The following is a 13,998-nucleotide window of genomic DNA, read 5'->3' on the forward strand; positions in this document are numbered from 1 at the left end:
CGCAGCCACTTCGTGGTCGCGACCGACCTGAACCTCAGCCGGCCCGCCCACCTGGTCGCCGGCCAGCTCATACGCCTCCACGCCGAAGGCCACCCGCTCGCCGCCGACGCGCTCGCCCTGCTGCGCTCTTCGAAGGTGGAGCTGGAGACGGTGCCCGCGGCCGAGTCCGGTTGGCGTGAGGAACTGGCCGACCTCGCCGGCCCCGACGATCAGCTCCAGACTGACCGCCGCCCGCTTCCACCAGATCATCACCGTGGCGGCGCCCGCCGGGCAGCAGCCACGGACCGCCCAGCTGTCTCGCATGATCGCCCGCGTACTGGCCGCCAATACCCGCGGAGTGCTGGCCGATATGGCGGCGCACCACATCGTGCCCGACGCCCACCGCCTCGACCAGGAGGGCGAGGTCTTCCACGCCGCCGACCACTGGGTGACTGTCTTCCTCACCCAGGACGACAGCACCGGCGAGACGTTGAAAGCCGAGACATGGGGGCTGAGCCGCTTCGGTCTCCCCGAGCTGTGCACGCGGGGATTCCCCCCGGAGGTGTCAATGACCGCAGTGAACCTGCTACGCGGTCTCCTCCTGCAACTCCTGGACGAGCACTGGACACACCTGGCCACGCCGTCACCCGGTCCCGCCCGGATCCTCGCGACCAGCCGCGCCTTCGATACCACCTGGATCTACCGCTACCACCGGCTTACACCCGCACGCACGCGCACCCTCGCGATCCAGCTCCGCCCCCTGCCGGGCTCACCCACCGCAGACCTGGAGATCCTGCCGCCCGAGCCCATGCAACCCCGCATCGCCCGCTGGTGGCGCAATCACTCAACCCTCACCATTCCACCCCTCGACCATTGACCCGCCCAGGAGTACCCACATGAGCCATACCGACCTGCGCGGTCTCACTCCCGAAGTCACCTTCCACATCCACGGGCACAACACCATCACTATCAGCGCGGGCAAACGCGGTGGGGGCATCATCATCGAGGCCCGCTTCTGCGACGACGACTCGTGCTGGTCCTGCGACTTCGATCTCTCCGCCCACCTACGCGGGGAGATCGCATGGAAGAACTGATGGACCCGCCAGATCTCCTCGGCGGCTACTTCCAGATCCACTTCAACCTCCGCACGCACCTGTGGAGCGTGACCGCGCTCGCCGGCTCGCACAAGGGCCGCGTCATCGCCCACCTGGACGACGTGACGGTCACCCGCGCGAAGCTCATCGTCTCCGAGGCCGGGCATCGCCGGGTCAAGAGGATCGGACAGCGCACCGTCCACGCCTGGGTACGCGGTCACGTCCAGGCGGTGAACTCCTCACCGTCCCTGCGCGGCCTGACCTGCATCTCCTACAACCCCCGCCCCAAGGAGCCGGACGTCTTCGACCCCTACTTCCGGGTCCGGGACCAGGGAGGTCGGCCCGGCCAGGTGGTGACCGAGTGCGACTGGCTGGTGCTGGCCAAACCGTCCGCCGAGGCCAAGAAGGGCTACGGCTGGATGCGAGCACCGAATCCGGGGCCTTCTCAAGAGGTGATCTGGTGACCGCGACCTCTCCCACCTCCTGTCTCGTCTCCCTCTCTCCCCCTTTCGATTCACCGGCGGACTGAGCGAGGGGGGTATCACACTTCTAAGGGCTCTGTCCCGTAATCGGTGGTGGCTTTGAGTGATCTTCATTGCAGCAGGATGCGGTGGCGCAGAAGGTCGAACCCGGCGCGTCCGTGCATCTGTCGCATGATCCTCTTCGTGCGGGTATTGACGCCTTCGGTTCGGCCGTTGTGGTGCGGGAGGGTGAGGGCGGCGTTCACGGCGTCGCGGTCGAGTTCGAGGCCGTTGGCGAAGCCGTGCAGGTGGGGCAGGTCAGCGGTTCGGATGGTGGTGATCCAGGCGGTGAGCTTGGTGTCGTTGTCTTCGGCTGGGGTGAGGAGTTCGGCGAAGCTGCGGACATGCTGGGCGAGTGCGGTCAGTTCGGGGCAGGCGGCCGTGAGCTCCTGCAACAGCCGGGTGTCGCTATCACGCAGCCGGTCGGGGTGGGTGAGCAGGAGACGGGCCAGGCAACGCGGGGTGATGACGGGCCGCTCTCCTTCGGCTCGGCCTTGGGTGATGTAGCGGTAGAGCAGGTTGAGGCTGCCGGCATAGCCGAGCTCTTTGATCTCGCGGAACCGCCAACGCTCGCGGGTGGTCTGTTCGCGGACGCCGGCGGGCCGGGACGGGTTGACCGTGGCCCAGCAGGCGCTGTGGGAACGAATCTCGGCGAGGGTCTTGTCGCAGAGGTTCTTCCAGAGGTGCCACCGGTCACAGACCTGCACTGCATCCGGCAGGGCACGTCGAATCGCCTCGCCGTAGGCGCCCGACCCGTCGCGGCAGACGATCTCTATCCCGGGGTGGGATCGCAGCCAGGTTTCCAGGACTTCGGTACCACGGCCGGGCAGCACGTCGATCCGCTTGCCGGTCTCGGCGTCGATGAGGATGGTGGCATAGCGGTGGCGGCGCTTGAGAGCGAAATCATCGACACCCAGCACTCGCGGGATCCGCAGCGGTGGCAGCGGCAGCCGCATGAGCAGTCGCAGTGCCGTGGACCTTGAGACCGCGACGGCGAGGACCGCCGAGAGCCGAGCACCCGCCCGGCCGGCCGGCTCTTTGACCACTGCGCCCAGTTGGCCGGTGAGCCTGCTTGTTCGACGCTGGTAGCGCTCGAGCAGCCCGGGTACCTGCTCACGGAACGTCTGCCGAGGGCAGCCCCGTGCCCGGCAGACCAGACGCCGTACCTGTACCGAGACCACGACCCGCCGCCCATCGACGGGGATATCCGTGACCGTCCGGCTGCAGTAGCCGTGCACCCGACCGGTCAGCGCCCTGCACACCGGGCACGGTACCGGCTCGTCGCGAGTACGGGCCATGACCCGAATGAGGTCGTCCTCGTCCTTTACACCCTCGATGACCAGGGCAGACAGCCCCGCAAATACTACACGCGTAAGATCGTCGATCTTTAGCACGCCCCAGCCTGGCAGTGATCACTCATCGCCACCACCGATTACGGGACAGAGCCCTCTAAGTGTGGAAACGATCAATCTCTATGCGGGAAGCGATCAAGGTAGTACTCCCTCCGCTGCAGGTGGGGCCCATTCGTGAACGCCCCGAGAACGAGCTACACCCTTTCGTTTTGCGGCCTTGGTAGGCAGCAGACGGCGCCTGCATGCAGCCGCAGGGCCGTGATCACGGGATATACGCAGGATGATCTTAAACGTGTTTCCCCAGGTCAAACAGGGATTGTGGGCCATCCGAGCGCCTGGCAACCCGCTCAGGCCGCCTCCTGCCCTGCTGCGCGCACGAAAGGCTCAGTGCCGAGTCCCTGACCCGCACGCAGGCGCAGGTTCAGGTAGAGACAATGTGCCTGTAGCAGATGTTCAATACTTCGAGACTCAGATAATCGTCGTTGTCCCGGCGTAGCCCGAGGCCCCAGGTGAGGCTGGCCACTTGGGGGAAGGCATCCAGGGGGTCGGGACCCAGCGCGATAATGGCGGCCGACAGCGCGTTGCGCTTGCGGTGCAGGTCGTCCACCTGTGCTTGCGTACCGGCTGTGCCGATCTGGCGGTCGTACTCGTTGGACAGGGTCCACAGCCGCTGAACAAGGAGCTCGATCTCCGCTTCCGGCGGTCTGGCATCGATGGCGGCCAAGGCTGCCTCGGTGAGGGGAGTGCGCACGTCTGCGGTGGACAGGCCGATGGTGATGAACATCCGCAGCATCCTGGGCACCTGCTCTGGCCCGGGGTGGTCGACGATGTCGCGGATCTGTGGTGCCCGGGCCAGGAGTTCCCGCATGTCCGCGTACGGCAGCCGGACGGTGCCTTGAGGCGCAGGACGGGACGGGCGTATCCGGATGGGCGTCCACACCGGGTCCGTCCAGGTGTCGTCGGTCTCGATGCCGGTGACCGCCTCGGCGAGGGCGAAGGCTGTGGCCTTCCATGAAGTGCGCCAGTCTCCGTCATCGATCCCCAGGGACCTGCTCCATCGGCGAGCGTCGTCGAGACCCTGGCGGTCGTCACCCATGCTGGCGGGGTCGAAGGTCACGGCGATCGCCGAATCGGTGGCGTAGGAGAGGCTCGCGTTGACGCACCAGGTCAGGTTGAGCCCCTCCCCGGAACCGCAGGCCTCGAGCAGGACGTCATCGCGCGCGCCGATGGTGCTGTCCGGTTCCAGCACGATGATCCATTCGCCTTGCCTGCGCAGCAGGACCACCGGTTCTGGCTCTTCGGCCGACCGGAGCGCGAGATGGTTGCCGACACTGGTGACCTGGCCTTGGGCTGCGTCGGCGGGCTCGCCGTTGAAGGCCCGAACGACGTCCTCGGTTTCGGCCCCGCGAACCCACGTGACGCAGGTGGCCTCGTTGAGCAACTCCCACACGTCATCCGCCGCCACGGCCGAATCGTCGTTATCCATCTGACCATGCTCCCGCTTGTGTCGCGAGAAGGCCCGCGAGGCGCATCAACCCGGCCATGCCGGACATGATTAGCCTCACGGGCCTATCCATTGCCCTTGCTATAACGTCGGTTCTATCTCATCTACTTGACATGACGCCGCAACTCCTTCGACTGGCGGAGGAATATCCTCGGCGGCGCGCTCGCCCCGGGCGCGCGCGAGGGCGGCGCGGTGTCCTCGCTGGACGCCGCCTTCGCCCTGTTCTCCGGCGGGATCACGGTCGACGCGGGCTCCGCCGCCGCCGTGCACGCCTCCCTCGACGCCCTCGCAGCCGCCTTGGCGCCCTGGCGGGCGGCCACCTCCTACCGCAACTTCTCCGAGCGGCTTGGGGCCGGGCTCGTCTTCGAGCCCGCGGAGGTGCGTCGCAGGCTGCGGGAGATCAAGAAGACCTACGACCCGCTGGACGTCATCCGCGCCAACCACCCGGTCCGGCCGGCCCTCTCGATATGACGTCGCCCTGTCCCCCGACTTCCTCTCCCTGTCAGCATCGCTACGGGCCTCGCACTCGAGGCGTCAGAAAGGTTCGATCATGACGAGGTGATGCACGACGAACGGCTCGCCGGGCGCGAGGGCGACTGGACGGAGCGCCGGTCGAAGGTCACTTACCCGTCGAGGGCGCAGTCGACGAAGGCGCGGCACTCGGCCCGCCGCCGTTGCTCCCCGTGCGGCTCCGTCGCAAGTTCGCCTCGACGTGGTGAGCTGGAGCCTTTCGGTGATTTATGGGGAATTCCGGTGACATCGCGCGGTCGTCAGGCGTCGTCGGAGCGGAATTCGTGGGGTTCGCCGTGGGACGGATCGGGGAGAAAGTAATATCCGCCGCCGATGGTGAGCGTGTACCGGTCGAGGGTCTGGCCGGCCAGGCGGCGCTGGACGCCCGCGAAACCGCGCTCCATGTCGCCCTGGAAGGCGACGAACAGCATGCCCTGCGCGTCCGGCCCCTCGTGGTAGGCGTACCCCCGGCGCAGCATGCGGGGCGCGGGAACGCCGGGCGTGCCGGGGTTGGCGCGGCGGGTGTGGGCGTCCAGGGGGGTGATCCGGCCGTCGGGGTCGTCCGCGAAGGCCGGGCGGCCGGTGGGGGCCGTGCCGTCCAGCCACGCGCCGTCGCGGCGGCGCCCCATCACCCGCTCCTGGACGGGGAGCGGGTCGGCGTCCCAGAGCCGGGTGGCGAAGCGGATGACACGGACCACCTGATAGGTGCCGCCCACCGCCCAGGCCGGCTCGCCCGCGCCGGCGGGGACGCGCACGACGTCGGCGGGCGAGGGGTCCTCCTGGAACGACGGGTTGCCGTGTCCCTCGACGAACCCGAACAGGTTGCGCGCCAGCGCCCGGCCGCCGCTCACGTGGCCGCCGGGCCGGAACCCCCGCTTCTGCCACCGCACCCGGACCCCGGGTACGGCGCGCGTCCACGCGTCGGCGGCGTGCCGGGCCGGTTCGGCGGTGGCGGCGGAGACCTGCAGGAACACGTCACCGTGGACGAGCCCCGCGTCCAGGACGTCGCCCTGGAAGGCGGGCATCGGCGCCAGCGCGGACGGCCGGACGCCCGCCAGCCCGGCCTTGTCGAACCAGGACGCGCCGATGGCCAGGGACACCTGCGTCCCGGCGGGGGCCGCGCGGGTCAGGCGGCTGAGCATGGTGTACGCGCGCAGGGCGTCGCGGCCCGGTGGCACGTCCAGCGCGGTCATGACGGTGTGCGGCGCGGGCGGGAGGAGGACGCCGGGCAGCGCACCGATGTCGGCGGCGGTGAACGCGGGCGGCCGTCCGGAGTCGGCGGCCGTGGCCGCGCATACGGCGGCCAGGCCTCCGAGGGTGATGGCTCCGCGCCGGGTCACCTGCGCGTCACCGGGATTACACGCCGAGTTCGATTTACCGTGCGACATCAAATTTCCCACATTGTCAAGATCTAGCACCGCACCGACATATGGCAAAAAAGGGCTCTTGTGCGTGACGATCACCCCGCATAGTATCCCCAACTGGCGAGTAAAGCCCATATAAAGGGGAGAGTCGACCTGAATTCGGCTTTCTCCGGGCATTGCATTACGGGGGCGCGGTATGCCGGTTTTGGTGCGCGGAAAATTCCTGGCGATCCTGGTCGGCCTGACCGTCGCCGCGTCCGCCCTCCCGGCGGAGGGACTGAGCGCGCCACCCCCGCCACCGGCACGCGCCGCCGAGCGCGCACCGCTCGCCCTGAAGGACGACGCCGCCGGCCCGCGCGCCACCGAGGCGAGGCGCACCGCGAAGGCCGCCCTGGCCGACACCCCCGGCCCCGCCGTCTACGCCTACGACGCCGCCGGCCGGCTGACCGGCGTCACGCGCCCCGGCGGCGAGGCGGCCCGGTACGCCTACGACGAGGCGGGCAACATCCTGAACGTCGAGCGCTACCCCGCGTCGCGGCTCTCGGTGATGAGCATGGTCCCCGCCTCGGCCCGGCCCGGCGCGGCCGTCCGCCTCCAGGGGACCGGCTTCTCCGCCACGCCGTCCGCCGACGCGGTCGCGTTCAACGGCGTCGCCGCCACCGTGACCGCCGCCACCGCGACGACGCTCACCGTGACCGTCCCGCCGGGCGTGAGCGCGGGCACGGTCACCGTCACCGTGGACGGCGTCACGGTGCCGGCCGGAACGTTCACGCCCGCCGCCCCCGGCCCGGTGATCACGGCGATCGTCCCCGCGTCCGGCCTTCCCGGCACCGAGGTCACCGTCACCGGGTCCGGCTTCGCCGCCGCCGCGCAGGACGACGTCGTCAGCGTCAACGGGGCCCGCGCCGAGGTCGTCTCCGCCACCCCGGCCTCGCTGAGGTTCCGCGTCCCCGACCACGCCTCCACCGGCAAGCTGGTGATCGCGACGCCCGCTGGGGAGGTCGTCTCGGCGGGCGACTTCTCCGTCCCGCTGCCCGACGTCGACCCCGCCACGATCGAGAGCACGACCCGCGTGCAGGTGGGCGGCCCGGCCACGCCCATCGTCGTCGCGACGCCCGGAAAATCCGCCCTCGTCGTGTTCGACGCGCCCGCCTCCGGCGTCGCCGACCTCGGGCTCACCGGCAACACCATCGGCGGCGTCCGTGCCATCGCCTACGACCACACCGGCAGGGAGATCAAGAACGTCTACACCAGCGGCTCCGATGCGGTCAGGCTCGGCGGTCTGCTCGAAGGCAGGACCTACCAGCTCCTCATCGACCCGAGCTCGGACTCCGCCACCGGCCAGGTGACGGTGACGGCGTCCGAGCTCGCCGACGCGGGCGACCTGAGCGCCACCGGAGCCGGCACCGCCGTCGCCGTCCCCCGCGCCGGCCAGCGCGCCCGGGCCGTCTTCACCGGCGCGGCGGGCGAGACGGTGAGCCTGGGCCTGACCGGCAACACCTTCGAGAGCGCCGTCTACGTGGACGTGACCGCGCCCGACGGCGCCGCCGTGCTCCAGGACGTCTACGTCCTCGGGGGATACGACGCGGACCTGGACCTGCCCGCGCTGCCGGCCACGGGCACGTATCAGGTGCTGGTCGCACCGCTGTACGCGGCCACCGGCGCGGTGACGGTCACCCGGTCGGCGCCCGTGACGGCCGGCGCGCTGACGTCGACCGGCCCCGGGGTCACTGCGACGATCACGCGGCCGGGTCAGGACGCGGTGTACACCTTCGCCGGCAAGGCCGAGGGCGCGCTGAGCATCGGGATCACGGCGAACTCGATGGCGGGGTCCACCACCATCGACGTGGTCGCGCCCGACGGCACGGTCCTTGAGGACGACTTCTACGTCTCCCATGGGTACGAGAGCGAGATCGACATCGCCCGGTTACCCCAGGCCGGGACGTACCGGGTGGTGGTGGATCCGGCGCAGGCGGGCACGGGCTCGGTCACGCTCACCCTCTCGACCCCGGTGAGCGCGGGCACGCTGACGACGACGGGCCCCGGGGTCGCGGCGACGATCACCCGGCCCGGGCAGGACGCGGCGTACACCTTCGCGGGCACCGCCGGCGTCCCGCTGACGCTCGGGGTCACCGGCAACTCGCTGACCAAGGCCGCGTACGTGGACGTCGTCGCGCCCGGCGGCGCCGTCGTGGTGGACGACCACTACGTCTCCGCCGGACAGAGCGAGAAGATCGACATCGCGGCACTGCCGGCGACCGGGACGTACCGGGTGGTGGCCGACCCCGTCCAGGCGGGGACGGGCGCGGCCACCTTCACCCTGTCGACGTGGGTGGACGCCGGCACGCTCACCCCCACCGGCCCCGGGGTGACCGCCACGATCACCCGGCCCGGCCAGAACGCCCAGCTGACCTTCGCCGGCACCGCCCACATCCCCGTCAGCCTCGGTTTCACCGCCAGCTCCATCGGCGAGCCGGCGTACGTCGACGTCATCGCGCCCGACGGGACCGTCGTGGACGACGACCACTACGTGAACGGCGCCGACGAGATCGACCTGCCCGACCCGCCGCGAACCGGCACGTACACGATCGTGGTCCGCCCGACGCGGGCCGCCACCGGCTCGGTCACCCTCACCCTGTCCCGGCGCGTCTCCGGCGGCGCGCTCACGCCGGGCGGCCCCGCCGGCACCGCCACGATCTCCCGGCCCGGGCAGGACGCGGTGTTCACCTTCGACGGCACGGCCGGGCAGCGGCCGAGCCTCGGCTTCACCGGCGCCGCGGCCTTCGGCGGCGGCGGGGTGTACGTCGGCGTCTACGAGCCCGACGGCAGCGAGCTCGACACCAGGTGGGTCTCCCAGGATCAGATCGTCGACGTCGCCGACCTGCCCGTGGCCGGCACCTACACCGTCGTGGTGGACCCCTACCGTGCGGGGACCGGGCAGATCGGCGTCGCCCTGACCATCCGCGCCCAGGCGCCCGCCGCCCGTTCCTCCGTGCTGGCACCCGCCGCCCGTCCCGCGGCCCCCGCTCCCGCGGCGGCGAGCGTCGCCGGGGAGAAGCCCGCCGCGAGCGACGCCGACTGGACTCCCGACACGGCGAACCTTCAAGGTGTCGACTGGAACATCCGCGGGGCCCGGCCGCCGCGCGTGACGCCGCCTCTGGCGCCCGCCGGGGTCACCGCCCTGGCGGGCCTGGTCCGCACCGTCGACGGCAAGGCGCTGCCCGGCGTCACCCTCACCGCCGGCAGGGTCACCACCACCACGGACGGCAAGGGACGCTTCCTGCTCGCCGGTCTCCCCTCCGGGACCTCGACCCTCGACGTGGACGGGGGGACGGCGAGCACGAAGGGCCACCGCTACGGCTTCTACTCGGTCAAGGTCGACCTGGCGGCCGGGCGGACGACCGTCCTGCCGTACACGATCTGGATGCAGCAGCTCGACACCCGGCACATGGTGAGGTTCGACTCGCCGACCCGCGCGGAGGTCGTGCTCACCACGCCGAAGATCCCCGGCCTGGAGGTGCGCATCCCCGCGGGGTCCGTCATCAGGGACAAGAGCGGGAAGGTCATCACCGAGCTGGGCATCACGCCCATTCCCATCGACCGGCCGCCGTTCCCGCTGCCGCCGAACGGCATCGTGCCCGTCTACTTCACCGTGCAGCCCGGCGGGACCTTCGTCTTCCCCGACGGCGCCCGGGTCGTCTACCCGAACTACACCAAACTGCCGCCCGGCCACACCGTCGACTTCTGGAACTACGACCCCGAGCGGCAGGGCTGGCACGTCTACGGCCACGGCAAGGTCAGCGCCGACGGCAAGCAGGTCGTGCCGGACCCCGGCACCAAGGTGTGGTCGTTCTACGGCGGCATGTTCAACACCGAGCTTCTGCCCAAGTGGCTGCTCAAGTGGCTCAAGGACCTGTGGAAGTGGGTGAACGGCGACCCGGTGGAGCTCTCCACCGGGCAGCTCATGGACGCGCGCACCGACCTCGCCGTCGACGACGTGATGCCCATCGAGATCACCCGCACCCTCTACCAGGGGGACACGGCCCCGCGTGACTTCGGCGTCGGGCAGATCGGCGGCTACAACGCCTTCCTGCACTCCGAGGAGCAGTACCAGGAGGTGGACCTGTACCTGCCCGGCGGGGCGGTGGTCCACTACGTCCGTACCTCTCCGGGGACGGGGTTCAACGACGCGATCTTCACGGCCACCGGCACCCCCGGCGAGTACCGCGGCTCCACGATCAGCCGCGACAACGACCGCGCCGGATGGGAGCTGCGCCGCCGCGACGGAATGCGGTACTTCTTCCCCCAGTACGCGCCGCTCACCGAGATCAAGGACCCCAACGGCAACACGATCACGCTGACCCGTGACGGCGAGCACAAGCTGACCAAGGTCACCTCGCCGAACGGCAGATGGATCGCGCTCACCTACAACGCCGACAAGCGCGTCACCGGGCTGCGCGACAACATCGGCCGGACGGTGTCCTACACCTACGACGCCGGCGGGCACCTGGAGACCGTCACCGACGCCGGCGGCAAGACCATGCGTTACACCTACGACGCCGCCGGGCGCATGCGCACCGCGACCGACACCCGCGGCATCGTCTACCTGACCAACGAGTACGACGCCGCCGGCCGGGTCTCCGTGCAGACGCTGACCAACGGGCAGGTCTACAGGTTCGCCTACGTCACCGACGCCGGCGGCAGGATCACCGAGACGCGGGTGACCCGCCCGGGCGGCGCCGTGCAACGGGTCACGTTCAACGCCGAGGGCGCCGCGACCAGCCGGACCGAGGCGTACGGCACGCCCGAGGCGCAGTCCGTCACCTTCACGCGCGGCGCCGGGCAGCGGCTCGACTCCCTCACCGATTCGCGGGGACGCGTGACCGCGCTCTCCTACGACGCGCAGGGCAGGGTCACCCACGAGACCCGGCTCGCGGGCACCCCGGACGCGGTGGACGGCCCGAAGATCACCTACGGTCCCCTCGACCGGCCGGCCACGATCACCGACGAGCTGGGCAAGGTCACGCGGTACCAGTACGACGCGCGGGGCAACCTCCTCAAGGAGACCGACCCCCTCGGGCGGGAGTTCACGGCGACCTACAACGCCGCCGGCCAGATACTGACGCTCACCGACCCGGCGGGCGAGACGACGACCAACGCCTACCGCCTCGGCGACCTGCGCAGCACCACCGACCCCCTCGGGCGCGTCACCCGGTTCTTCACCGACGCGGCGGGCCGGGTCGTCCAGACCACCGACCCGGCCGGGTCGACCGCCACGATCGCCTACGACGCCCGCAACCAGGTCACCTCCGCGACCGACCCGCTCGGCCGGGTGTTCACGTTCGCCTACGACGCCAACGGCAACCGCACCAAGCTGACCGACCCCAGGAAGAACTCGATCAGCTGGGAGTACGACGACTCCGACCGGATCACCAAGGTCATCGACCCGCTCGGCGCGTCCACCACCACGACGTACACGCCCGCCGGAGAGGTCGCCACCGCGACCGGCCGCCGGGGCAAGGTCACCAGGCTCACCTACGACCCGCTCGGCAGGACCAGGACGGTCGAGTACGGCGTGAACGGCGCCACCGCCGAGTCCCGCGTCGACCTCACCTACGAGAACGGCAACCTCAAGAGCGTCGCCGACACCGCCGCCGCGGGCGCCACCACATTCACCTACGACCCGCTGGACCGCGTCACCCGGGTCGGCCAGCCCACCGGGCGGGTGGACTACACCTACGACCGCGCGAACCGGCCCTCCGGCCTGACCGTCCAGGGCCGTCCCCCGGTCACCTACTCCTACGACGACGCCGGGGCGATCGCGCGCATCGAACGCGGCGCCCTCGCGGTGGTACCGCACTATGACGACGCCGGGCGGCAGGACCGGCTGGACCTGCCCGGCGGATGGAGCCAGGCGTACGACTACGACGACACCGGGCGGGTCACCGCGATCACCTACCGGCACGGCGCCACCGGCAAGGGGAACCTCGCCTACACCTACGACCCGGTCGGGCAGATCACCGCGGTGGACGGCTCGTTCGCCAGGGTCGCGCTGCCCGCGGCGAGCGGCGCGATGGTGTACGACAAGGCCAACCGCATGATCAGCCGCGGCGGGCAGGCCCTCGAGTACGACCCCGACGGCAACCTCACCGGCGACGGCACCACGATCTACGGCTGGGACGCGCGCGGCCGGCTCTCCGGCCTCAGCCGCAAGGGCCTGACCGCGCAGTTCCGCTACGACGCCGAGGGACGCCGCGACCGCGTGTCGGTGAGCGGCGACGTCAGGGGCTACGTGACGCCCGGGGAGAACCCCCTCGCCGAGACCGACGGCGCGGGGAACGTCACCGCCGACCTGATGACCGCCGGGGTCGACCAGTGGTTCGGCCGCGTCACCGCCTCCGGCGCGCAGGCGTACCTGACCGACCTGCACGGCAGCACGCTCGGACTCGGCGCCGCCGACGGCACCCTCAAGGCCGAGTACGCCTACGACCCGTACGGCGGCGCCACGGTCACCGGGGACCCCGGCGGCAACCGGTTCACCTACACCGGCCGCGAGGACGACGGCACCGGCCTGATGTACTACCGCGCCCGCTACTACAGCCCGACGCTCGGCCGGTTCATCAGCGAGGACCCGATCGGCGTGCAGGGCGGGACCAACCTGTACGGGTACGCGTCCGGCGACCCCGTCAACCTGACGGACCCGAGCGGCAACAACCCGATGCTGGTGGCCTGCGTCGGCGGCGCCATCGGCGGCGGCGGGCTGGAGTACGTGTCGCAGCGGCTGTCCGGCAGGAAGGTCAGCTGGAGCTCGGTGGCCAGAGAGGCCGCGCTCGGATGCGGATTCGGCATGCTGGGCAAAGCCTTCGAGCTGGGCAAGCTCGCCGGGTGCGTCGGCAACAGCTTCACCGGGGACACGCCGGTCCTCATGGCGGACGGGACGCGCAAGCCGATCAGGGACGTCCGGGTCGGAGACCGGGTCGCGGCCACCGACCCGCGGACGGGGGTCACCCGGAGCGAGCCCGTCACCGCCGTGATCGAGGGCACCGGCGCCAAGGACCTGGTGCGGATCACCGTCGATGTCGACGGCGGCCGGGGGACGGCCACCGGCACGGTCACCGCGACCGACGGCCATCCGTTCTGGGTCCCCGCGCGCGGCTGGGTCGACGCGGGCGAGCTGGTCCCCGGGACCTGGCTGCGCACCTCCGCGGGCACCTACGTCCAGGTCACCGCCATCCGGAAGGTCCTCAAGTGGGAGCGGGTCCACAACCTGACGGTCGGCGACACGCACACGTACTACGTGTCCACGGGCGGCCGGGACCTGCTCGTCCACAACGCGACCTGCCCGGCCCCGTCCTGGCCCGCCCACGCCGACTTCAGCGACATGAAGCAGCTGAGCAAGAAGTTCGACGCGCACGCGCTCGATTTCGGCATCAGCGGCAACCGCAACAAATCCACGCTGAGCGATTTCGTGGCGGCCATGCGGGAGCACATGGCGGCGCCCGGCACCACCATCCACCAGTTCACCTACAAGGGCCAGGGCACGGCGATCGCGTTCATCGACACCAGCAGCGGCAAGATGGTGATGTTCCATCCGGACGGCACGTTCTGGTCCGCGTGGAACCTCTCCCCGGCCCAGCTCGTGAAAGTGGCGAACGGTTACCTGGACTGATGACG

At 70.6% G+C, this 13,998-nt stretch carries 9 protein-coding genes; 5 read left to right on the forward strand and 4 right to left on the reverse strand.

Annotated features, from left to right (window positions below; all coding sequences use genetic code 11):
• Positions 1-303, reverse strand: a 303-nt coding sequence (locus AB0M95_RS15660; protein WP_363764280.1) for a hypothetical protein, incomplete at its 3' end; no start/stop codon positions are given.
• Here AB0M95_RS15660 and AB0M95_RS15665 point away from each other — a divergent pair.
• Genes AB0M95_RS15665 through AB0M95_RS15675 form a run of 3 tightly spaced genes read left to right on the forward strand, consistent with a single transcriptional unit; the run spans position 302 to position 1,537 of the window.
• A complete protein-coding gene (locus tag AB0M95_RS15665) occupies positions 302-856 on the forward strand; it encodes a hypothetical protein (RefSeq protein ID WP_363764283.1) in 555 nt (184 codons plus the stop codon). The two genes, AB0M95_RS15660 and AB0M95_RS15665, sit on opposite strands and share 2 nt — an antisense overlap.
• 19 nt (positions 857-875) lie before the next feature.
• On the forward strand, positions 876-1,073 hold the full coding sequence (locus AB0M95_RS15670; protein WP_363764286.1) for a hypothetical protein: 198 nt from the start codon (positions 876-878) through the stop codon (positions 1,071-1,073).
• Positions 1,061-1,537: a hypothetical protein gene (locus AB0M95_RS15675; RefSeq protein WP_363764289.1), complete on the forward strand. Its 477-nt coding sequence runs from the start codon at positions 1,061-1,063 to the stop codon at positions 1,535-1,537. The genes AB0M95_RS15670 and AB0M95_RS15675 overlap by 13 nt, the downstream gene beginning before the upstream one ends.
• 128 nt (positions 1,538-1,665) lie before the next feature.
• Here AB0M95_RS15675 and AB0M95_RS15680 read toward each other — a convergent pair whose 3' ends face one another.
• Both AB0M95_RS15680 and AB0M95_RS15685 read right to left on the reverse strand, forming a co-directional pair.
• On the reverse strand, positions 1,666-2,979 hold the full coding sequence (locus tag AB0M95_RS15680) for an ISL3 family transposase (RefSeq protein ID WP_363764552.1): 1,314 nt from the start codon (positions 2,977-2,979) through the stop codon (positions 1,666-1,668).
• 388 nt (positions 2,980-3,367) lie between these two features.
• Positions 3,368-4,411, reverse strand: coding sequence for a DUF6461 domain-containing protein (locus AB0M95_RS15685; protein WP_363764292.1), 1,044 nt, complete (start codon positions 4,409-4,411; stop codon positions 3,368-3,370).
• Between the two features lie 231 nt (positions 4,412-4,642).
• Here AB0M95_RS15685 and AB0M95_RS15690 point away from each other — a divergent pair, with 231 nt between their 5' ends.
• Positions 4,643-4,921 (forward strand): hypothetical protein, encoded by a 279-nt coding sequence (locus AB0M95_RS15690; RefSeq protein ID WP_363764295.1) that lies wholly within the window; start codon positions 4,643-4,645, stop codon positions 4,919-4,921.
• A 299-nt stretch (positions 4,922-5,220) separates the two neighbouring features.
• On the opposite strand, the gene AB0M95_RS15695 is transcribed toward AB0M95_RS15690, so the two are convergent.
• On the reverse strand, positions 5,221-6,300 hold the full coding sequence (locus AB0M95_RS15695) for a Dyp-type peroxidase (RefSeq protein WP_363764298.1): 1,080 nt from the start codon (positions 6,298-6,300) through the stop codon (positions 5,221-5,223).
• Positions 6,301-6,532: 232 nt separating this feature from the next.
• Here AB0M95_RS15695 and AB0M95_RS15700 point away from each other — a divergent pair, with 232 nt between their 5' ends.
• Positions 6,533-13,993, forward strand: a complete 7,461-nt coding sequence (locus tag AB0M95_RS15700) for an RHS repeat-associated core domain-containing protein (RefSeq protein WP_363764301.1) — start codon at positions 6,533-6,535, stop codon at positions 13,991-13,993.
• Positions 13,994-13,998: the final 5 nt, after the last annotated feature.

The organism is Sphaerisporangium sp. NPDC051017 (assembly GCF_040683095.1).
GTDB lineage: Bacteria > Actinomycetota > Actinomycetes > Streptosporangiales > Streptosporangiaceae > Sphaerisporangium.